Source organism: Sphaerisporangium sp. NPDC051011, from assembly GCF_040653595.1.
GTDB lineage: Bacteria > Actinomycetota > Actinomycetes > Streptosporangiales > Streptosporangiaceae > Sphaerisporangium.
Genome location: NZ_JBFAGG010000006.1, coordinates 27,781 through 46,413, shown reverse-complemented (window position 1 = coordinate 46,413; position 18,633 = coordinate 27,781). Strand labels below are relative to the sequence as shown.

19 protein-coding genes are annotated in these 18,633 nt (G+C 70.8%); 8 read left to right on the top strand and 11 right to left on the bottom strand.

Annotation, left to right across the window (positions count from 1 at the left end; all coding sequences use genetic code 11):
- The first annotated feature begins 462 nt into the window (after nt 1-462).
- Nucleotides 463-756, top strand: a complete 294-nt coding sequence (locus AB0H21_RS15380) for a hypothetical protein (protein WP_358516641.1) — start codon at nt 463-465, stop codon at nt 754-756.
- Between the two features lie 139 nt (nt 757-895).
- On the opposite strand, the gene AB0H21_RS15375 is transcribed toward AB0H21_RS15380, so the two are convergent.
- Both AB0H21_RS15375 and AB0H21_RS15370 read right to left on the bottom strand, forming a co-directional pair.
- Nucleotides 896-2,845 (bottom strand): Xaa-Pro dipeptidyl-peptidase, encoded by a 1,950-nt coding sequence (locus AB0H21_RS15375; RefSeq protein ID WP_358516640.1) that lies wholly within the window; start codon nt 2,843-2,845, stop codon nt 896-898.
- Nucleotides 2,846-3,007: 162 nt separating this feature from the next.
- Nucleotides 3,008-3,325 carry a hypothetical protein gene (locus AB0H21_RS15370; protein ID WP_358516639.1) on the bottom strand — a complete coding sequence of 106 codons (318 nt, stop codon included), beginning with the start codon at nt 3,323-3,325 and terminating at the stop codon, nt 3,008-3,010.
- 167 nt (nt 3,326-3,492) lie between these two features.
- Between AB0H21_RS15370 and recQ the strand changes: the two genes are divergently transcribed.
- The gene (gene recQ, locus AB0H21_RS15365) at nt 3,493-5,367 is read left to right on the top strand and encodes a DNA helicase RecQ (protein WP_358516638.1); all 1,875 of its coding nucleotides are present in this window, start codon (nt 3,493-3,495) and stop codon (nt 5,365-5,367) included.
- On the opposite strand, the gene AB0H21_RS15360 is transcribed toward recQ, so the two are convergent.
- From AB0H21_RS15360 to AB0H21_RS15345, 4 genes are all read right to left on the bottom strand, one after another.
- The gene (locus AB0H21_RS15360) at nt 5,314-6,324 is read right to left on the bottom strand and encodes a sulfite exporter TauE/SafE family protein (RefSeq protein WP_358516637.1); all 1,011 of its coding nucleotides are present in this window, start codon (nt 6,322-6,324) and stop codon (nt 5,314-5,316) included. The two genes, recQ and AB0H21_RS15360, sit on opposite strands and share 54 nt — an antisense overlap.
- Before the next feature lie 143 nt (nt 6,325-6,467).
- On the bottom strand, nt 6,468-7,301 hold the full coding sequence (locus AB0H21_RS15355; RefSeq protein WP_358516636.1) for a ribonuclease HII: 834 nt from the start codon (nt 7,299-7,301) through the stop codon (nt 6,468-6,470).
- A 171-nt stretch (nt 7,302-7,472) separates the two neighbouring features.
- Entirely contained in the window at nt 7,473-8,528 is a 1,056-nt protein-coding gene (locus AB0H21_RS15350; protein WP_358516635.1) for an alpha/beta hydrolase, read from the bottom strand.
- Nucleotides 8,529-8,923: 395 nt separating this feature from the next.
- Complete coding sequence (locus AB0H21_RS15345; protein ID WP_358516634.1) at nt 8,924-9,163, bottom strand: hypothetical protein; 240 nt, start codon at nt 9,161-9,163, stop codon at nt 8,924-8,926.
- A gap of 136 nt (nt 9,164-9,299) precedes the next feature.
- Here AB0H21_RS15345 and AB0H21_RS15340 point away from each other — a divergent pair, with 136 nt between their 5' ends.
- Complete coding sequence (locus AB0H21_RS15340; protein WP_358516633.1) at nt 9,300-9,545, top strand: hypothetical protein; 246 nt, start codon at nt 9,300-9,302, stop codon at nt 9,543-9,545.
- Here the strand turns inward: AB0H21_RS15340 and AB0H21_RS15335 are convergent.
- On the bottom strand, nt 9,542-10,456 hold the full coding sequence (locus AB0H21_RS15335) for an LLM class flavin-dependent oxidoreductase (RefSeq protein WP_358516632.1): 915 nt from the start codon (nt 10,454-10,456) through the stop codon (nt 9,542-9,544). The two genes, AB0H21_RS15340 and AB0H21_RS15335, sit on opposite strands and share 4 nt — an antisense overlap.
- Before the next feature lie 35 nt (nt 10,457-10,491).
- Nucleotides 10,492-10,893 (bottom strand): RidA family protein, encoded by a 402-nt coding sequence (locus AB0H21_RS15330; RefSeq protein WP_358516631.1) that lies wholly within the window; start codon nt 10,891-10,893, stop codon nt 10,492-10,494.
- A gap of 234 nt (nt 10,894-11,127) precedes the next feature.
- Here AB0H21_RS15330 and AB0H21_RS15325 point away from each other — a divergent pair, with 234 nt between their 5' ends.
- A complete protein-coding gene (locus AB0H21_RS15325; protein WP_358516629.1) occupies nt 11,128-11,415 on the top strand; it encodes a hypothetical protein in 288 nt (95 codons plus the stop codon).
- Between the two features lie 48 nt (nt 11,416-11,463).
- On the opposite strand, the gene AB0H21_RS15320 is transcribed toward AB0H21_RS15325, so the two are convergent.
- Nucleotides 11,464-12,618, bottom strand: a complete 1,155-nt coding sequence (locus tag AB0H21_RS15320) for a phosphotransferase (RefSeq protein ID WP_358516627.1) — start codon at nt 12,616-12,618, stop codon at nt 11,464-11,466.
- Between the two features lie 144 nt (nt 12,619-12,762).
- Between AB0H21_RS15320 and AB0H21_RS15315 the strand changes: the two genes are divergently transcribed.
- From AB0H21_RS15315 to AB0H21_RS15300, 4 genes are all read left to right on the top strand, one after another.
- A complete protein-coding gene (locus tag AB0H21_RS15315; RefSeq protein ID WP_358516625.1) occupies nt 12,763-13,236 on the top strand; it encodes a hypothetical protein in 474 nt (157 codons plus the stop codon).
- A gap of 80 nt (nt 13,237-13,316) precedes the next feature.
- Nucleotides 13,317-14,363 carry an LLM class flavin-dependent oxidoreductase gene (locus AB0H21_RS15310; protein WP_358516623.1) on the top strand — a complete coding sequence of 349 codons (1,047 nt, stop codon included), beginning with the start codon at nt 13,317-13,319 and terminating at the stop codon, nt 14,361-14,363.
- A 200-nt stretch (nt 14,364-14,563) separates the two neighbouring features.
- Nucleotides 14,564-15,034 carry a hypothetical protein gene (locus tag AB0H21_RS15305; protein ID WP_358516621.1) on the top strand — a complete coding sequence of 157 codons (471 nt, stop codon included), beginning with the start codon at nt 14,564-14,566 and terminating at the stop codon, nt 15,032-15,034.
- 1 nt (nt 15,035) lies between these two features.
- Nucleotides 15,036-16,691, top strand: a complete 1,656-nt coding sequence (locus tag AB0H21_RS15300; RefSeq protein WP_358516619.1) for a multicopper oxidase family protein — start codon at nt 15,036-15,038, stop codon at nt 16,689-16,691.
- Nucleotides 16,692-16,813: 122 nt separating this feature from the next.
- On the opposite strand, the gene AB0H21_RS15295 is transcribed toward AB0H21_RS15300, so the two are convergent.
- Complete coding sequence (locus AB0H21_RS15295; protein WP_358516617.1) at nt 16,814-17,440, bottom strand: methyltransferase domain-containing protein; 627 nt, start codon at nt 17,438-17,440, stop codon at nt 16,814-16,816.
- A 107-nt stretch (nt 17,441-17,547) separates the two neighbouring features.
- Complete coding sequence (locus AB0H21_RS15290) at nt 17,548-18,414, bottom strand: alpha/beta hydrolase (RefSeq protein WP_358516615.1); 867 nt, start codon at nt 18,412-18,414, stop codon at nt 17,548-17,550.
- Nucleotides 18,415-18,633: the final 219 nt, after the last annotated feature.

Here is an 18,633-nt window from a genome sequence, read left to right as displayed (position 1 = left end):
GCGCTCCCGGAGGTACTCGTCTCCGTCATCGCGTTGACGTGGATATTACCGCCCCCGGTCGCCGGGACGCCTCTGGCTGGAACCGGGCCTCCTGACACCGGGGTTTCAGCCTAGGGGCACCCGACAAAAATCATGAGGGGTGGGGATTGGGGTCTGCATGAGAAAGATGCGGTGTTTGTCTTGAAGCATGTAATACGACGGTACGACCGAACCCGTCCCCCGGTGGACGCCGGGAACGCGGATCGGCTGAGGATATGCGTACGGTGATCCGGCGATAGCGGGTCCTGCGACGCTCGGTGGTGACCAGCGATGGCCATCGTGGCCGGCGGCGCCACGTCGCACCCGCGCGCCCGTCGCGGCCTGCAACCGCACGGGCGCTCCCCGCGCGTCCCTCGCGCGCGTCGCTCGCCGCCTGCCCGAGGTACGTACCGTCTCGGCGCTACGGGGTCGGAGGGACGTGGCATGAAAACGATCACCACGGCGGCGCGCGAGGAGAAACCCGAGGCCCCCGCGGAGGGGGCCGAACTCCTGCGGCTGTGTGACCATCTGGGGCGGCTCGGGCTGAGGTCCGAGCTCTGTGACGCCGGGACCGCGCTGCTGGTGCAGCGCCCGGACGTGGGCCTGCCGCTGTGGGTCTTCGTCGGGTACGGCGGCGCGTACTACTCCTGGCAGTCGGCCGAGAAACGGCACCTGGTCTGCGACGCCGCGGGTGCCGCGCGCGTGCTGGCCGACTACATCAGCGGGCGGGTCTACTGACGCGGGCCCGGTCCGGCGGGGGATCGTCGATCCCCCGCCGGGTTCATCCGGTCAGGTGTGGTCGGGCGGGTTCGGGGCGCCTCCGGAGCGCCCCGGACCGCCGTGCCGGAGGCGCGGCCATGAGCAGGGTTCGGTTCCGTCAGAAGAAGTCGCGGGACTGCAGGGGAAGGACGACGTCCTTGGGCCCCTGCCACTCCCCGTCCGCCGGAGCGGGCGCGAAGTCCAATGTGGTCGGCGGGTTCGCGTCCTGGGCCGCGTCCACGGAGTCGACGGAGTTCACGGAGGCGAGCGGCAGCCAGATCTTGCTCGCCGCCAGGTCGACGGTGACCGTGGCCGCCGCCGGCTGGTCGGGGATCGTCTCGGTGACGTCGCTACCGGCCAGGATGACCGCGAGCCGGTGCCCCGGCTTCACGATGTAGTCGCCCGGCAGCGTCTTCCAGGTGAACTGGTAGTTCGTGCCCGGCGTCAGCGTGTCAGGCGTCGTCAGGGAGCGGCGGTTGTGCGCGTCCAGCCAGCCCTTGGCCACGATCTCCACCGGCCTCTTGGAGATGACGGTCTGCGTCTGCCGGTAGCAGGCGTCGTCGTCGGCCGTGCTCTCCCCGTGGCAGCTCTCCGTGGTGAGCGTCCTGATGCCGCCCGCGGACGCGTGGTTGACCCGGTAGTCCTCGCCGTAGTCCACGACCAGGGCGGTGAGGTTGGCGTCCGGCTGGTCGAGCTTGGCCCGGATGTCGATGGTCGGTGTGCCGGAGAATCGCACGGCCCGCTTCAGCGGCGGGGTGAGGAACGTCAGCCGGTTCGGCGAGACATCCGTCGGGTTGGACACCATCCTGCTCTCGGACTGGCTCGGGTCGTCGACGAACGAGAGCGTCGTGCCCCTGCGGGCGGGCAGCAGGCCGAGGGCGCCCTGCGCGTCGTCGCCCGGGCGCAGCCACAGCGGGATGGTCAGCGACCGCGACGGCCAGTCCGCCTGCTTCACCCACTGGCCGGAGGTGAGCTGCAGGTCCACCTTGGGCTCGCGCGTGATGCCGTTGTCGATGCCGTGCAGCCAGCGGTCGAACCAGGCGTGCAGGGTGTCGATCCACTCCTCGCGCTTGAAGTCGAACGGGTCGACGTGCCCGTACTGCGACAGCCACAGCTTGCGTGGCACCCCGCGCCTGGCCAGGGCCTCCCAGTAGGTGGTGAAGTGGTCGGCCTTGACGTTCAGGTCGCCGAGCCCGTGCACGGCGAACACGCTCGCGCGCACCTTGCTCACGTCGCCGAGGGTGCCGGTGACGTAGTTGCGCTCGTTCCAGAAGGCGTTGTAGTTGCCGGTCGCGTCGTCCTGCTCGTCGTGCAGGCGCTGGCGCACGGCGGCGCACTTGGCGGGCGGGTCGGTGTCGACGTAGCCGGCGAGCCAGGGCATGTAGTCGTCGGTGTAGAGCACGCCGTTCATCCGCGTGTACCTGTACCAGCTGCTGATCGCCGAGATCGGGACGATCGTCTCCAGGCCCCGCACGCCGGTGGCCGCGACCGCGTTGGCCAGCGTGCCGTCGTAGGACTTGCCGATCATGCCGACCTTGCCCGTGGTCCAGCTCGCCGTGGCCACCGAGCCGTCCGGGTTGTAGCCCTTGACCCGGCCGTTCAGCCAGTCGACCACGGCCTTGCCCGCCGCGACGTCCGAGGCGCCGCCCACGTCCACGCAGCCGTCGGACCTGGTCGTCCCCAGCATGTCGACGAGCACGACGGCGTACCCGCGCGGCACGAAGTAGTTGTCGTAGAACAGCGGGAACTTCGTCGGCTGACCCGAGGCGTCGTACTGCTTGCGCTCGCCCTCGTTGCCGCGGCCGACGTTGTCGTAGTACGGGCTGTCGTCCATGATGACCGGCACCTTGAGGCCCCGGTCGGTCTCGCGGGGCCGGATGATGTCGACGTTCGCGAGGTCCTTCTTGCCGTCGCCGTCGCCGTCGATGGGGGTTTCGACGCGGACGTGCTCGCGGATGGCGTCGGCGTAGGAGAAGACGGGTTGCGTCCTCCCGTTCGCCACGGTGATCTGGGGTCCGGCCTGGGCGGACGCCACGCCGCCCGTCGTCGCCGTCAGCGCCAGGGTCACGCCGAGGGCGCAGAGCAATCTATGTGATTGCCGCAAGGTGTGCCTCCGGGGGGTCAGCACGGATCATGTATGTAAGACACGTATCCCAGAGGACAAACTGTGTAAATAGCTGCACATCTGTTCGCCGGGTGCGGCGAGGGGCGGGGCGGGCGCCGCGGGTCGTCAGCGGTCGCGCAGGCGGATCGCCGCCTCGATGCGCAGGCCGACCCCGACCATCGCGAGGATCAGCACGACGCCGACCAGGCTGAGCGGGAGCTCCCGCGTGAACAGCAGGGCGACGAGGAGGACCACCGGGGCCGACAGCAGAGCGAGGGTTCCCCACGACCGCACCAGCCCGGCGTCGTCGACGGCCCCGGCGCGCGCCGCGTCCGACGTGCGGCCCAGGGTGCCGGGCACTTTGCCGTTCCTCGGCTGGACGGTGGGTTGGGCGTCCGGTAGGCCGTCTACGTCGTCCGAGGGGGAGATGTCCGGGTCGCTCATGGCTCGAAGCATCGCATATCAGGAAATTCCATGAAAGGCATGCACATCCTGTTGATATGAATGCGAGAACGGCCTGGTGGGACGCCGTCCTGTGGACGAAGGAAAGGTTGTCCACAACCCGCGCTCATACGTCCGGCGGGGGCGGAGCGGGCTCGTAAACTGGCGCGGTGACCTCCCCTGACACCGACACCCGAGCGGACGACGCGCTGCGCGTGCTGAACCGCGTCTTCGGCTACGCCTCGTTCCGCGAAGGCCAGCAGGAGATCATCGAGCACGTCGCCGGCGGCGAAGACGCGCTGGTGCTCATGCCGACCGGCGGCGGAAAGTCGCTGTGTTACCAAATTCCCGCGCTGGTGCGCGACGGGGTCGGCGTCGTCGTCTCCCCGCTGATCGCCCTCATGCAGGACCAGGTTCACGCCCTGACGGCGCTCGGCGTGCGGGCGGGGTTCCTCAACTCCACGCAGGAGCCCGAAGACCGCAGGCAGGTCGAGTCGGCGTTCCTCGCGGGCGAGCTCGACCTGCTCTACCTCGCGCCTGAGCGCCTGCGCCTGGAGTCCACCCTGGCGCTGCTCGCCCGCGGCGCGATCTCCGTCTTCGCCATCGACGAGGCCCACTGCGTCGCCCAGTGGGGGCACGACTTCCGGCCCGACTACCTCGCCCTGTCCGTGCTCCAGGAGCGCTGGCCGACGGTGCCCCGCATCGCGCTCACCGCGACCGCGACCGAGGCCACCCGCGCCGAGATCGCCGGCCGGCTCGGCCTGCGCGAGGCGCGCCACTTCGTCGCGAGCTTCGACCGCCCCAACATCCAGTACCGCATCGTGCCGAAGAACGAGCCCAGGCGGCAGTTGCTCAAGCTCGTCCGCGAAGAGCACCCCGGCGACGCGGGCATCGTGTACTGCCTGTCCCGGGCCTCGGTCGAGAAGACCGCCGAGTTCCTCGTCCAGAACGGCATTCCGGCCCTGCCCTACCACGCGGGGCTCGACGCCCGCACCCGCGCCGAGAACCAGTCCCGCTTCCTGCGTGAGGACGGCCTGGTCATGGTCGCCACGATCGCCTTCGGCATGGGCATCGACAAACCGGACGTCCGCTTCGTCGCCCACCTCGACCTCCCCAAATCCGTCGAGGGCTACTACCAGGAGACCGGCCGCGCGGGGCGTGACGGCCTGCCCTCCACCGCCTGGCTCGCGTACGGGCTGAGCGACGTCGTCCAGCAGCGCCGGCTGATCGACACCTCCGAGGGGGACGACGCCCACCGTCGCCGCCTCGCGGTTCACCTCGACGCCATGCTCGCGCTCTGCGAGACGATCGAGTGCCGCCGGGCCCGGCTCCTCGACTACTTCGGGCAGGCCGCCACCACCTGCGGCAACTGCGACGCCTGCCTCGACCCGCCGCAGTCCTGGGACGGGACGATCGCCGCCCAGAAGCTCCTGTCCACGGTGTTCCGGCTGCAACGCGAGCGGCGGCAGAAGTTCGGCGCCGGGCAGATAATCGACATCCTGCTCGGGCGGCAGACCCCCAAGGTCACCCAGTTCGGTCATGACTCGCTGACGGTCTTCGGCGTCGGCACCGAACTGAGCGAGCCCGAGTGGCGCGGCGTGGTGCGCCAGTCGCTCGCCCAGGGGCTCCTCGGCGTCGAGGGCGACTACGGCACGCTGGTGCTGACCGAGGCCAGCGGCGACGTGCTCGGCCGCCGGCGCGAGGTCCTGTTCCGGCGCGAGCCCGAGAAGCCCGCCCGCGCCCCGAAGCCCCGCCGTTCCGCCTCTCCCGCCGCCGACCTGGCCGAGGAGGCCGTTCCGGTCTTCGAGCGGCTGCGCGCCTGGCGCGCCGCCACGGCCAAGGAGCAGGGCGTCCCCGCATACGTGATCTTCCACGACTCGACGTTGCGCGAGATCGCGGCCGTGGCTCCCACCTCGCCGGACGAGCTCGGGAAGGTGAGCGGCGTCGGCGAGAACAAGCTGGCCAAGTACGGCCGGCAGGTCCTGGACGTCTTAGCGCTCGCCGATGCGCCCCTCATCGATCCGGTCGCCGGCGACGGCGTCTGACTCCGCCCGCGTGGCCGTGCGAGGCCATGGTAGGGCCGGAAGGCCGTGCCGGGTGCGCAGGAACATCCAGAAGAGCGGGGCCGCGAGCAGCACACCGACCAGCACCCACGCGGTCGCGGTCGTGCTCACGCCGAACATCTTCAGCGCCGAGGCGAGCAGCACGAACGCCAGCGCCCGGCGGATCAAACCGCCGGGCGCGCGGGAGGAGATCCGCGAGCCGATGTAGACGCCGGGAATCGAGCCGACGAGCAGGGCCGCGGTGACCGACAGCTTGAAGTCCCCGAACAGCAGGTGCCCGAGTGCCGCCGACATGACCAGCGGAACGGCCTGCAACAGGTCGGTGCCGACGAGCTGGTTGGCCTTCAGCACCGGATACATCGCCAGCAGCGCAACGATGATCAGCGACCCCGACCCGACGGACGTCATCCCGACCACCAGCCCGCCGACGATCCCCACCAGGACGGTCGGAAGCGGGCGTACGGTGATCGGCGGCAGGTCCGTGGCGGCGGGCTCGCCGGGCAGCGCGGTGCGGCGGCTGGCGGGCGTGCGTCCCTCGGCGCGGTCCCTCATGGCGAGGTAGCCCCGGACGGCCAGGCCCGCCGCCGCGATGACCAGGGCGACCCCGAGCGCCTTCTGGATCACGTCCTGGACGTCCTTGCCGTCGCCCAGGGCCTTGGCGACCAGTACGCCGCAGAATGCCGCGGGCACCGAGCCCACGCACAGCCAGGCGACCAGTCTCAGGTTCACCGTCCCCCGACGCAGGTGCACCAGGCTGCCGACCGGCTTCATCACGGCGGCCGCCACCAGGTCGCTCGACACCGCCGTGAGCGGAGGCACCCCGAAGAGCGTCACCAGCATGGGCGTCATCAAGGCGCCGCCGCCCATGCCGGTCAACCCGACGACGATCGCGACGAGGAACGACCCGATGGCCATGGTGTAGTCGAAGGACACCCACATAACCTACCCAAGACCCCTGAAAACCCTCATTACCCGTCTCAAATCGCGAAACCCGCATCAACCTCCCCGCGCCAAATCCCGCCCTTATCCCCCCATTCCCCGCTAAATCCACCTTGCTCTGGCCGGCGACGGCGGGGTTCGAGTCAGAGGAGGGTCATCTGGCCTGACGGGGGCTGGGGGGCGCGGGCCTTCTTGAGGTGGCGCCATTGGGGGAGGTCGTCCAGGTAGGACCAGGACAGGCGGTGGTGGGGGGTCGGGCCGTCGCTCGCGAGGGTCCGCTGGTGCTGGGGGGAGGGATAACCGGCGTTGTCGGCGAAGCCGTATGCCGGGTGGTCGGCGCCGACGGCCTCCATGAGGCGGTCGCGGCGCACCTTGGCCAGCACCGAGGCCGCGGCCACGGTCACCGACCGCTGGTCGGCCTTGACCTCGCACCGCACCCGCCACGCCTCGCAGCCCTCCGCGGAGGCCGGCGCCCACGGCCTGCGCAGGTAGTCGTGCGCGCCGTCCAGGAGCACCAGGTCCGGGCGGCTCGGCAGCGCGCCGAGCGCGCGTTCCGCGGCACGGCGCAACGCCTCGGTCATACCGACCTCGTCGATCTCCGCCGCGCTCGCCTCCCCGAAGGCGTGACAGGACAGCCAGCCCGGAAGGATCTCGGCGAACGCCTCGCGGTGGGCCCGCGTGAGCAGCTTGGAGTCGGTGAGCCGCACGGCGCGGTCGCCGCGCCCGGGCAGTTCCGGCGGCGGCGACAGGTCCGTGACCGCCGCGCACACGAGCACCGGCCCGGCCCACGCCCCCCGGCCGACCTCGTCCACCCCCGCGATCGCGACCGCCCCGCGGCCCCGCAGTTCCCGCTCGATCTCGTACCCGGCTTCCCGTCGCGCCGCCCCGCCCGTGCGGGTGGCCCGCGCCGGTCGCGGGGCCGGCTCCAGCCCGGGGATGGCCTCGTGCTCGTCCTCGGGGGTGGGTGTGGTCCGCATCCGTTCATCATGGCAGCTCCCGGCGTCCGTGCCGGGGCTTGTGGCCGGTCCGTGGCAGGGTGAGGAAAGGCCGAAGGCCCGGACCCCGGTGGGCATCGGGGTCCGGGCCTTCGGTGGGTTGCGGTAGTGGAGGGTTCGGGCCGTACGGTCAGCCGCGCGGGCCGTACGGGCTCAGGGGGCGCAGGCGGCGAGCGAGGCTGGCGGCGGCGTGGTGGTCGGCGGGCCGAAGAAGAGCTTCGCGCAGTCGCTCAGGAAGGTGGGGTTCTCTTCGGGGATGTAGTGGCCGGAGTCGGGGACGATGACCTGGCGGACGTCGTTGGCGACCAGGCGGAAGGAGTCGGCGACGCCGGGCCCGAAGGAGTTCGCGCCACCGAGCGCGAGCACCGGCTGGGTCAGGCGGCGGGAGGCGTTGGCGGTGTTGTTGACCCCGTCCGCTTCGAAGGCCCGGTAGTACTCGTAGCCGGAGCTGCGCTTGGTCGGGCTCGAGTACGCCTGGTAGTAGGCGGTCTTGTCGATCAGTTCGGGGTGGGTGCTGAAGCCGAACATGTGGCCGAGGTAGGTCGGGACGTCGTCGTTGTCGAGGATCGTCTCGGGGACGGGCGCCGGCGCCATGTTGAACTTGAAGTGGAAGCTGATGCCGTACAGGTTCTCCAGGCCGAACCCGGCGAGCGGGGTCTCCATGACGCCGACCTTGGTGACCTCGTTCGGGAAGTCACGGGCGTAGGGGTAGGCGATGAGAGCGCCGAGGTCGTGGCCGAGCAGAGCGACGGAGTTGAAGCCGAGCTTGACGACGGCCTGGTGGATCCGCTTGGCGGTGGTGGCCTTGTCGTAGCCGCCGTTCTGGGGGGTCGAGTCCCCGAGGCCCGGCAGGTCGAAAGCGATCACGGTGTGGGTCTTGGCGAGCTCCGGCATCACGTTGCGCCAGATCCACCAGGTCTGCGGCCAGCCGTGCATGAGCACGATGGCGGGGCCGGAGCCGCCCTTGACGTAGTGCAGGGTGCTGCCGCCGTCGACGGTGACCCTGCCGTGGGTGAAGATCGTGGAAAAGAGTGCTGTGCCCGTCGCCGGCTCGGGCACGGCGGTGCTCGCGCCGGCGCCGGCGGTCATGGCGAAGAGGCTGATCACCAGCGCGGCCAGCGCGCTCGTGACGCGTCCGACGCTCAGAACGCGGCCTCGTGCGCGCGGTGCTCGCCCGGTGTCGCGCGGGATGGTGTTCTCCAACGGCATAGCAAATTCCTTTCCGTGGACCCGCGAACCACAGGGCCGGTCCGGTTTCGAGCCTGAGGGTCCACTTCTTTGGTGCGCTGAACCCCGGCCATCTCCGCGCCCGCCCATATGCTCGGACGTCCGCGGAACTGACCAGTTACCTGCCGTAACCATGTGGTCCGAATGAAGCGTGCACGACGCACGATGCCGACGTCTTCTTCGAGCGTGCTATTCACATCGACACCTGAGGCCGCTGGAGACCCAGCAGGATCAGTGGAAGCGTCACCACCTGCGGAATCGGCGGTTTCCGCGCGTCGAAGGCCCGGCGCTGCTACCAAACAAAACGGAAATACCCATAGGGGGAGGGCCGTTTCGACCCCACCCCAGTTCGGTGACACGCCTGCACACACGAGCACTCACGGTGAGGGGTTGAGCACCACGATCAGGGGATGCGCCCCGGACAGGCTCACCTCGACCGTCCGGCGCACCACCGGCCCCGCCTCGGCGGCGAGCTCGGCCAGACCCGGCCGGGCCCCTGGTTCGTGGACCAGGGCGACGACGCGCCTGCCCGGCCCGAGCACCCGTCCCGGCTCCCGCCACAGCGGACGGTCATCGCGCAGCAGTCCCAGGAGGCGCGCGACGGGGCCGGACCCCAAATCGGCACGCGTGGCCGAGTCCGTGGCGCGACACGTGCCGACGCATCGCTCAGAAGATGGGCGTATACCGACTGGATCGTCACTCTTCACGCCGCATTGGTTGTCCCAGCACGCCCGTACGCCGACAATGGCGGCCATGAGGGATGCCGAACAGCAGCACGGCCACCACGGACTCCTCCACGGCCTCGCCGAGCGGGTCAGCGAGCACCACGAGCGCGCCGCGCAGCGCCGCGAAGAGGAGGAACTGGCCGAGGCGGCCGACAGCGTGGCATTCGACCTGGACGCCGATCTCGGTCACCCCACCCGGCATCACACGGCCGCGGCCTACGACGTGGACGCCGACCTCGGCGTCCAGGGACAGTCGCCGGAGCCGCGCGCCTAGCGGCCCGAGGGCTTCTCGACCGCCTCGCGGACGGCGGGGACGATCTCTTCGGCCCACCGCCTGAGCGTGCCCTCGAGCGAGGCGCCTCCCGGCGGGAACAGGATGAAGCCGGACGCGCCGTGCTCCAGGACCGCGCCGGTCAGCGACTCGACCCACTGGCCGACGGAGCCGCCGACCCAGCGGCCGGCGTCGTCGCGCGTGACCGACCGCGGCGTGTCGGTGATATGACCTTGGACGTAGTAGATCGTGGCGATCTCGGATGGGTCCCGGCCCGCGGCCGCGGCGGCCTCGTCGATCAGGGGGCGGGACGCGCGGTACCGCTCGCTCAGCCAGTCGGAGGCACGGCCGGGCACCCACCCGTCGGCCAGCCTGCCCGTGACGGCCAGGGACTTGGGGCCGACCGAGCCGGTCCAGACGGGCGGGGCGGGCACCGGCGCGGGAGTGATCCCGGAGATCTTGTAGAACTCCCCGTCGAAGGTCACCGGCTCCCCGCCGCCGGACAGCGCTCTCACCAGGTGGATCGACTCCTCCATCGCGCGGACGGCCGCCGAGGGGCTCAGCCGGGGCGCCCCGAAGCTCGTGATGTCGTCCCACACGCCGCCCGCGCCGACGCCGTACACGACGCGGCCGTCCGACAGCGCGGACAGCGACGTCAGCGTGCGCGCGAGCAGGGGCGCCGAGCGGGTCGGGGTGTTGGTGACGGTGGTGACCCCGGCGATGGTGGTGGTGCGGCCGAGGATGAACCCGAGCGTGGCGTACGCCTCCAGGTGGTCGCCGTAGTACGGGTGGTCCGAGGTCGCGAACAGGTCCAGCCTGGCGCGGTCGGCCAGCGCCGCGCACCGCAGGACCTCCGCCACCGCGCCGACCTCGACCGGCACCCTGAACCCGAACAGGATCTTCCGCTCTGACATCGCGATTCCCGCCTTCCTTGACGTTGTCGGACCCGCTACGGTCGCCGGTGGCCGCTGCCGACGCGTGCCGTGACCTCGATCTCGATGCGGATGCGCGGGTCCACGAGCCCGCAGGAGATCATCGTCGCGGCCGGGCGCGCGTCCTCGAAGCAACGCCGCAGGGTCGGCCAGCAGGGCTCGAAATCGGCGGGATCGGGCAGCATGTACGTCACGCGCACGACGTCGGCGAGGGACGAGCCCGCCTCGCGCAGGGCCGTCTCGATGTTCACCATGCACTGCTCGACCTGCGCGACCACGTCGTCGGAGATCGTCATCGACGTGTAGTCGAACCCCGTCGTCCCGGAGACGTGCACCCACCCGTCGACGACGACGGCTCGGGAGTACCCGATGGCCTTCTCGAACTCCGACCCGCTGGAGATCAGCACCCGCTCCGTCATGCCGAGCATCCTCACAGCACCGCGGAAGCCGTGTCCAACCTGCGCGTACCCTCGAAGGTCATCGGGCTTCGCGGCCGAGGGCCCGGCCTCCCGATTTTGTCGTACGCACGTTCTAAAGTTGCTCTCGCGATGCCACCCGGGTCGCATGGGTTCCCGTCCGCGCGGAGCGGACCCCGGCGAATTGATCAAGAAGGTGCGACAATATGTGTGCTTATGGAGGAGCATGGGCGAGCGTTGATCAAGCAGATGGTGGAGCGCATCGACCTGTACCGCGAGGGTGGGCTGTCCCTCCCCAAACTGGTCGCGGACCTGCGGGGACTGTTCGATGCCTCGGGCCTGCGCGGCTGGGCGGAATCGGACGCCTTCTACGACCTGTGGGTGGACCTCGACTCCGAGTCCGACATCAGGACGGAGACCTGGGCGCCCCCCGACTCCGCCGACGATGCCCGCCTCGCCGCGGCCCTCGACGGCCTACGCGCCTGGGCGACCACGACGGCGTCCAAAGACGTCCCCCAGGGGTAACCCCAGGGCTGGGTCAGTGGTGGTCGGTGTGTTGGTGGGGTGTCTGCTTCAGGGGGTTTTCAGATAGCCGTTGAGGTAGTGCCAGGAGGCGGTGGAGTCTTCGGTCGTGCTGTGGGGGCGGCGGAGGTCGTTGGTGAAGATGGCGATGTCGGCGAGTTTCCACCACAGGGGGTACAGGGCGAGCGCGGCGGGGTCGACGGTGTGGCCGGTGGCGCGGGTGTACTCGGCGAGGGCCTTCACGGCCCGCACGTGGTCTGCTGAGTCGCGGGCGAGCACGTCGGCGGCCGAATCGCGGGCGAGTGGATCAGCGGTCGAATCGACGGCGAGCGCCTCGGCGGGTGGGGCGCCGGTCAGCATCCACAGGTCTCGTTCCGGTGGGGCGATCTGTACGGTGTCCCAGTCGATGAGCGTCAGACCGGCCGCGGTCCTGACCAGGTTGCCGGGGTGTGGCTCGCCGTGGGTGACGACCCAGGTGTCGGCCGTCTCCCGTACCTGCCGGACGAGCCGGTCGAAGGCGGCGAGCGACCGTTCGACGTCGCGGGCGCGCGTGGCCAGGAGCCGCCGGGCCGGCTCGGAGAAGGGTCCGCCGTCCCACGTCCGGCCGAGGTCGTTCAGCGCGTCTTCGAGCCTGTCCCTGCCGGGCAGGGTCAGGTCGGTGCGCGGGGCCGTGGCCGCGACAACCGGAGTGGCGCGGTGGAGTTCGGTGAGCAGGCGGATCACGTCGGGGCGGTCGTCCGGCCGGTGCGCGCCGAACTCGCCCGCCTCGCCGTCCAGCATCGGGAACACCGAGACGGCGTACCGTGGGTCGATCCGCCACAGTGGGGCTCCGGTGCGGGCGGGGATCGGCGCGAGGACGAACGCGAGCCCGGCGTCGCGCCGGAGTGCCACCGCCGTGGCGAAGGCCCGGCCGAGCCGCTCGAACGCGACCTCCCGCGCGTCGTTCTCGCCGCCTTGGTCCTCGAAGGATCCCTTACGCCCGCTGTCGCTGCCGAGGTCGTGGAAGGACTCCTGCCACGCGTCGTTCTCGCTGCCGAGGTCGTCTGCCGTGACGAACCACGACCGGCCGCCGTCGTCCTCCACGGCCCAGTGGTAGCTTCCGGCTCCGAGCGGGAGGTAGGTGGCCGAGCGGACCCGAACGTCCCAGCCCTCGGACACCGCCGAGACCAGCGCGGTGTCCTCCAGGCCCTCTGGTCTGTCCTTCATGATCGGTGATTATGCTCGCCGGACGCCCCCATCCTGCAAGGGGATTTATGGTCGGTAGTCTCCACATACCCGGACTCGGAGGGTCTCCGCGTGACCGCGGGGGTATCGCGCTTCTTCGACCTGATTTATCCGTGATGCCGGATCATGTCGAGCATGTGGTTCTTCCGCTACCTTGCCCTGGGCTTCCTCAGCGCGGCGGCGGTCGCTCCCGTCATGTGGATACAGCGGGGCGACGAGCTCGAGCACATGCGCCTGGCCGCACTCATCGGCTTTGATCTCGCCCAGTTCCTGACGGTCCCGATCGCCCTGGCCATCGGCATCTACAAGGTCCTCGGCGCGCGCGAAGATCGGCCCCCGCCTTCGCCTCCGGGCCTCGTCCTCGGGAGCGTCACCGCCGCGTTCGGGGCCGTGCTCATGACGCAGGCGATCGCCGCGACGCGGTGGGTCGATGGCCGGTCGTCCGGCATCGGCGACCCGGACGGCGAATCGGTGATGGCGGCATTCGCCGTACTCTCGGGCGCGACCATCCTGACCGTCGGCGCGACGATCCTGCTGACCCGGCGCACCGCCATCAGACGTACCCGCACCCCCGCCGCACCGGCTGCCACGGGCCGCTGACGCCGGACGCGCGGGCACAGGAATTCCCGCCACGGTGCCATGGTTCCGTGTACTGCTCGTGATGGAGAGGAAGGTCAGGGATGTCCGCAGAACTTGAGTTCGCGATCGACACGTTCGGTGACGTCACCGTCGGCGCGGACGGGAAGCGCCTGCCGTACGCGCAGGTGATCCGGAACGTCGTCGAGGAGGCCGTGCTCGCCGACCGCGTGGGCATCGACGCGTTCGGCATCGGCGAGCACCACCGCGACGACTTCGCCGTCTCGGCGCCCGAGATCGTGCTGGCGACGATCGCGGGTCGCACCGAGCGCATTCGCCTCTTCACCGCCGTGACCGTGCTCAGCTCGGACGACCCGGTGCGCGTCTTCGAGAAGTTCGCGACGCTGGACGCGGTGTCGAACGGGCGGGCGGAGATCATCCTCGGCCGCGGCTCGTTCACCGAGTCGTTTCCGCTGTTCGGTTACGACCTGTCCCAGTACGAGGAGCTGTTCGAGGAGAAGCTGGACCTGCTCTCCCACCTGCTCGACGAGGGGCCGGTCACCTGGCAGGGACGGCTGCGCGCCGGGCTGACCGACCAGCATGTGTACCCCAAGACCGAGTCCGGCCGGTTGCGCACGTGGGTCGGCGTCGGCGGCAGCCCGGAGTCCGTGGTTCGCGCGGCCCGCTACCAGATGCCGCTGATGCTCGCGATCATCGGCGGGCAGCCGGAGCGTTTCGCCCCGTACGTCGACCTGTACCACCGCGCCCTGGCCGAGCTGGAGGTCCCGCGGCTGCCGGTCGGCGTCCACTCGCCGGGTCACATCGCCGAGAGCGACGCGGAGGCCCGCGAGGAACTGTGGCCGCACTACAAGGCCATGCACGACCGCATCGGCCGCGAGCGCGGCTGGGGTCCCACGACCCGCGCCCGGTTCGAGGCGGAGGCCGACGAGGGGGCGCTGTACGTCGGATCGCCCGAGACGGTGGCCGCGAAGATCGCGAAGACCGTGCGCGGGCTCGGCGTCGACCGCTTCGAGCTGAAGTACAGCTCCGGGACGCTTCCGCACGAAAGCCTCATGACCACCATCCGCCTCTACGGCGAGGAGGTCATCCCCCGGGTCCGGAAACTCCTGTCCGAGACCCCGGCCGGCTGATCACCCCATCGGGCCCAGAGGCGCGCGACGCGCCTGAGCGCCCATTCCCATCCAACTCATCGACAAGTGGCAGCCAAGCGCGACTCCCTAACGTCGCCCGCGTAAGGAACCCGGCGTGCGGGGACGGACACCGTCCACTTCGGGGGAACGCACGCCCGGCGGGGCGACAGGGCCACTCGGGCCCGGATGGGAACAATGTCATGAAAGTCCTCTACAAGGTGCTGGCCTACCTCGTCGCGGCCGAAGTCGCCGTGCAGGCGATGGCGGTCGTCTTCGCCGACGCCGGCATGGGCAAGTGGGTCGAGCAGGGCGGGGTGCTCGACAAGGCGGTGATGGAGAGCGACGCGTCGCCGTTCCCCGAGGCCATCGGCCTCATGATCCACGGCATGAACGGGATCATGGTCATCCCGGTGGTCGCGCTGCTCCTGCTGGTCTCCTCGTTCTTCACGAAGATCCCGGGAGCGGTGAAGGCGGCCGGCCTCGTGCTGCTGCTCGTCGTGCTCCAGGTCTCCCTCGGCATCCTCGGCCACGACATCCCCGGCCTCGGCGCGCTGCACGGCCTCAACGCGTTGCTGCTGTTCAGCTCGGCCGTCTACGCCGCCTTCCGTGGCCGCGCAGCCGTCGTGGCCGCGCCCGCCCGGCACGAAGCGCGCGTCCGGTCAGCCGGCTGACATGGACGCGACCCGCCGGCGCGGCGCCCGCGCACGTCTCGTCGTCGCGGGCGCCGCGGCCCTCGCCGTGCTCGGCCCGCTGACCTGGCTCTGGCAGGACAGTCTGCTGCCGGACACGTACTCCGTGATGGACATGGGCTATGCCGACCACGGGCGCGGTTCCCGCGAAGCCGGCCAGATGGGCGGCGCGCCGGACCACCGCGCTCACGCCACGGGCCACGAAGCGCACCTGGGGGCCGCCGCGGCGGGGCATGACGGGCACGCGGCGGCCGGGCACGATGTCACGGCCACGGGGCACGGCACAGCGCACGGCTCAGCTGCGGCGGGGCGTGACATCTCGGCGCCGGGGCCCGACGCCACGGCGGCCGGGCGCGACGTGACCTCGCTCACCGCCGACCCGCGCCGCCCGGCCGACGTCGAACTCACCCTCACCGCGCGCAAGCAGCGGTTCCGCCTGGCCGCCGGCCGGCACATCGACGGGTACACGCTGAACGGCGCCTCGCCCGGCCCGGTGATCCACGCGACCGAGGGCCAGCTGGTCGAGGTCCGGCTGGTCAACGAGTCGGTGCCGGACGGTATCACGCTGCACTGGCACGGCGTCGACGTGCCCAACGCCGCCGACGGGGTCGCGGGCGTCACCCAGGACGCGGTCGGCGTCGGCGGGTCGTTCACCTACCGCTTCGTCGCCGACCGGGCGGGCACCTTCTGGTACCACTCCCACCAGATGTCCCACGAGCAGGTCCGCCGCGGCCTGCTCGGCGCGCTGGTGGTGGCTCCGGCCGCGCGCCCGCCCGCAGTGGACGCTGTCGCACTGCTGCACCTGTACGACGGTGTCCGCACCGTCAACGGCCGGGAGGGGGACGTCCGCGTCGAGGCCCGTCCCGGCGAACGGGCCCGCGTGCGGGTGATCAACACCGAGAACGGCCAGACGCCCGTATGGGTGGCCGGCGCGCCGTACCGGCTCGTCGCCGTCGACGGCACCGACCTGCACGAGCCCGGCCCGGTCCGCGACACCGCCGTGATGGTCACCGCGGGAGGCCGCGCCGACGTCGAGGTCACCATGCCCGCGGACGGGTCGCCGGTGCGGGTCCACATCGGCGGCCCCTCCGGCGTCGTGCTCGGCTCGCGAACGTACGACGCCGCCGCCGTCCCCAGGCCCGCCACGACGCTCGACCTGCTGTCCTACGGCACCCCGGCGCCGATCGGGTTCGACCCCGACGCCGCCGACCGGCGGTTCGTGTACGACATCGGGCGCCGCCCGGGCTTCCTCGACGGGCGTCCCGGGCTCTGGTGGACCGTCAACGGGCACATGTTCCCGGACGTGCCGATGTTCGTCGTGGCGTCCGGCGACGTCGTACGGATGCGCATCGGCAACCACAGCGGCGAGACGCACCCCATGCACCTGCACGGCCACCACGCCGTGGTGCTGAGCCGCAGCGGTGTGCGCGCGACGGGGAGCCCGTGGTGGGTGGACTCCTTGGAGGTCGGCAACGGCGAGTGGTACGACGTCGCCTTCGTCGCCGACAACCCCGGCATCTGGATGGACCACTGCCACAACCTGCCCCACGCCACCGAAGGCCTGGTGGCCCACCTTATGTACGAGGGAGTCACCACCCCCTTCACCATTGGAGGCCAGAAACGCAACGAACCCGAATAGATCCGCCCCGACACGGCCCTGCCTGCCCCGGCAGGCCCCAGGCGCCGGCCGGGGCTGGAAATCGCGTCGTCCCGCCCAGGCGGAGGACGGGGTGCCGCACGCGTCGGTGACCTGCCCGTACGTCAGGGCCGGATGGCCAGTACCCGGAAGCTGACACCGCTTTTCATCCGGGACACCGACTCGATCTGGAAACCGGCCTGCTCCAGGAACGGCCGGGGATCGCGGGTGAGGTAGTCGGCTGCGAACCGCACGAACATCGGTTCCACCAGTCGCATGCCGGCCCGGATGATCGGGTTGCTCGACGGCCCATGCTCGGCCAGCACGAACCGGCCGCCTGGCTTGAGCACGCGGTAGGCCTCGCGCGCCGCGGCCGCGGGGTCCGGGATCGTGCATATCGTGAACGTGGACAGCACGGTGTCCGCGATGCCGTCGGGCAGTTCCAGGCGTTGCACGTCCCCTTGTCGCAACTCCACCCGCGCGCCGAGGCCGGCCCGCGCCACGCGCCGCCGCGCCAGTTCCAGCATGTGCTCGGACAGCTCGACCCCGACCACCGTGACGTCGTCGCCGTACAGCGGCAGGTTGAGCCCGGTGCCGACCGCGATCTCCACCGTATGGCCGCGCGCCTGCCCGACGGCCCACTCCCGGCTCCCGGGGAACAGGCGCCGCTCCCAGACCTGCATCTGGTCGTCATAGCGGTCCGCGATCCGGTCGAACACGCGGCGCACGTCGGCATCGGTGGTAGCCCGCATCGAGCACCTCCTCCAGAACGGGAACTCCGCGAATCATTTAATGCCTACCTCATCCAGGTTCGGCCCGCTGGATAGAGGTCCGCGTGTTCACGCCTCGAGGTCTGAACCTACTCACTCAGGATCTGGCGGAGCGTGACGGCGAAGGCGTCCGGGTCGCCCTTCATGCCGAGCTCGCCGTCGAGGAAACCGCCGTGGTGGCTGGGGAAGGTCACGGGCTTCGTGCCGAGCCCCTCGGCGACCGCCAAGCCTGCGCGGTGCGCCATCTCGCCCTCCGATTCGGCCCCGACACCGACGACGATGCGGGTCGGCGCGGCACGTAGCGCGTCAAAGTCGTGCCCGTAGTGCGTGGACGTCATGAGGTTCTGGCCGAACAGCGGGTCGTCACGGGAGCCGTCGTCCTCCGCCGGCAGCCCGAAATCGGCCGGGTTCTGAACGGGGTGGTCGGCGAAGTCGGCCGGAATCTCGCCGCGCAGGCCGGCGACCGCGAAGAACTTCACCATCGCCGGTCCGAAACCGTCCCGCTCGTACGTCCGGCGGATGTCCACCACCGCGGCCAGCGCCTGCTCGCGGTCCGGCAGGGCCTGGACGGCCGGCGGTTCGTGCGCCACGAGCGTGCGTACCTGCTCTGGATGCCGGGCCACCAGCGCCAGCGCGTTGACGGCGCCGCCGCTGCTGGCGAAGATGTCGACCGGCTCGCCGCCGAGCGCCGTGATCAGCCGGTGCAGGTCGTCCGCGTGCAGTTCGGGGGTCGACTCGACGGCGCCGTCGGTCCGCCTGCTACGTCCGATTCCGCGCGGGTCGTAGGTCACCACCGTACGGTCCGGGAAGTGCGCGGCCAGGCTGGTGAACCCGCTGGCATCCATGGGGGACCCGATCATCAGCAGAGTCGGCGCGGCGCTCGCCTCGGCCTCGCGCACGTCGTAGTGGACGACGGCGCCAGGCACCTCAAGGGTGTGGGTCTTCGGCTCGGTCATGTGATCGCTCCTTCACGATGCTCATGATGCCATCGATATCAAACACCAGTTCGAGAACACCTTAACCCTGTCTCGACGGCCATGCACAACGAACTCGCGCTCCTGGGCAAAGGGCGGCTCCCAAGGGAAAGAATCCGGAGCCTTTGCCCTGGACCGTGGCGCGGATCCGATGACCGGCCCCATCGGGGGTAGGGGGAGCAGGGTCACGTTTCGGATGGT

What these genes read in the sequence shown, in the direction of transcription:
- AB0H21_RS15330 (WP_358516631.1), bottom strand. Translation starts at nt 10,893, where the DNA reads ATGACGGAGCGGGTGCTGATCTCCAGCGGGTCGGAGTTCGAGAAGGCC.
- AB0H21_RS15320 (WP_358516627.1), bottom strand. Translation starts at nt 12,618, where the DNA reads ATGAAGGACAGACCAGAGGGCCTGGAGGACACCGCGCTGGTCTCGGCG.
- AB0H21_RS15360 (WP_358516637.1), bottom strand. Translation starts at nt 6,324, where the DNA reads ATGTGGGTGTCCTTCGACTACACCATGGCCATCGGGTCGTTCCTCGTC.
- AB0H21_RS15295 (WP_358516617.1), bottom strand. Translation starts at nt 17,440, where the DNA reads ATGCGGGCTACCACCGATGCCGACGTGCGCCGCGTGTTCGACCGGATC.
- AB0H21_RS15290 (WP_358516615.1), bottom strand. Translation starts at nt 18,414, where the DNA reads ATGACCGAGCCGAAGACCCACACCCTTGAGGTGCCTGGCGCCGTCGTC.
- AB0H21_RS15305 (WP_358516621.1), top strand. Translation starts at nt 14,564, where the DNA reads ATGAAAGTCCTCTACAAGGTGCTGGCCTACCTCGTCGCGGCCGAAGTC.
- AB0H21_RS15335 (WP_358516632.1), bottom strand. Translation starts at nt 10,456, where the DNA reads ATGTCAGAGCGGAAGATCCTGTTCGGGTTCAGGGTGCCGGTCGAGGTC.
- AB0H21_RS15370 (WP_358516639.1), bottom strand. Translation starts at nt 3,325, where the DNA reads ATGAGCGACCCGGACATCTCCCCCTCGGACGACGTAGACGGCCTACCG.
- AB0H21_RS15340 (WP_358516633.1), top strand. Translation starts at nt 9,300, where the DNA reads ATGAGGGATGCCGAACAGCAGCACGGCCACCACGGACTCCTCCACGGC.
- AB0H21_RS15355 (WP_358516636.1), bottom strand. Translation starts at nt 7,301, where the DNA reads ATGCGGACCACACCCACCCCCGAGGACGAGCACGAGGCCATCCCCGGG.
- AB0H21_RS15300 (WP_358516619.1), top strand. Translation starts at nt 15,036, where the DNA reads ATGGACGCGACCCGCCGGCGCGGCGCCCGCGCACGTCTCGTCGTCGCG.
- AB0H21_RS15315 (WP_358516625.1), top strand. Translation starts at nt 12,763, where the DNA reads ATGTCGAGCATGTGGTTCTTCCGCTACCTTGCCCTGGGCTTCCTCAGC.
- AB0H21_RS15380 (WP_358516641.1), top strand. Translation starts at nt 463, where the DNA reads ATGAAAACGATCACCACGGCGGCGCGCGAGGAGAAACCCGAGGCCCCC.
- AB0H21_RS15350 (WP_358516635.1), bottom strand. Translation starts at nt 8,528, where the DNA reads ATGCCGTTGGAGAACACCATCCCGCGCGACACCGGGCGAGCACCGCGC.
- AB0H21_RS15310 (WP_358516623.1), top strand. Translation starts at nt 13,317, where the DNA reads ATGTCCGCAGAACTTGAGTTCGCGATCGACACGTTCGGTGACGTCACC.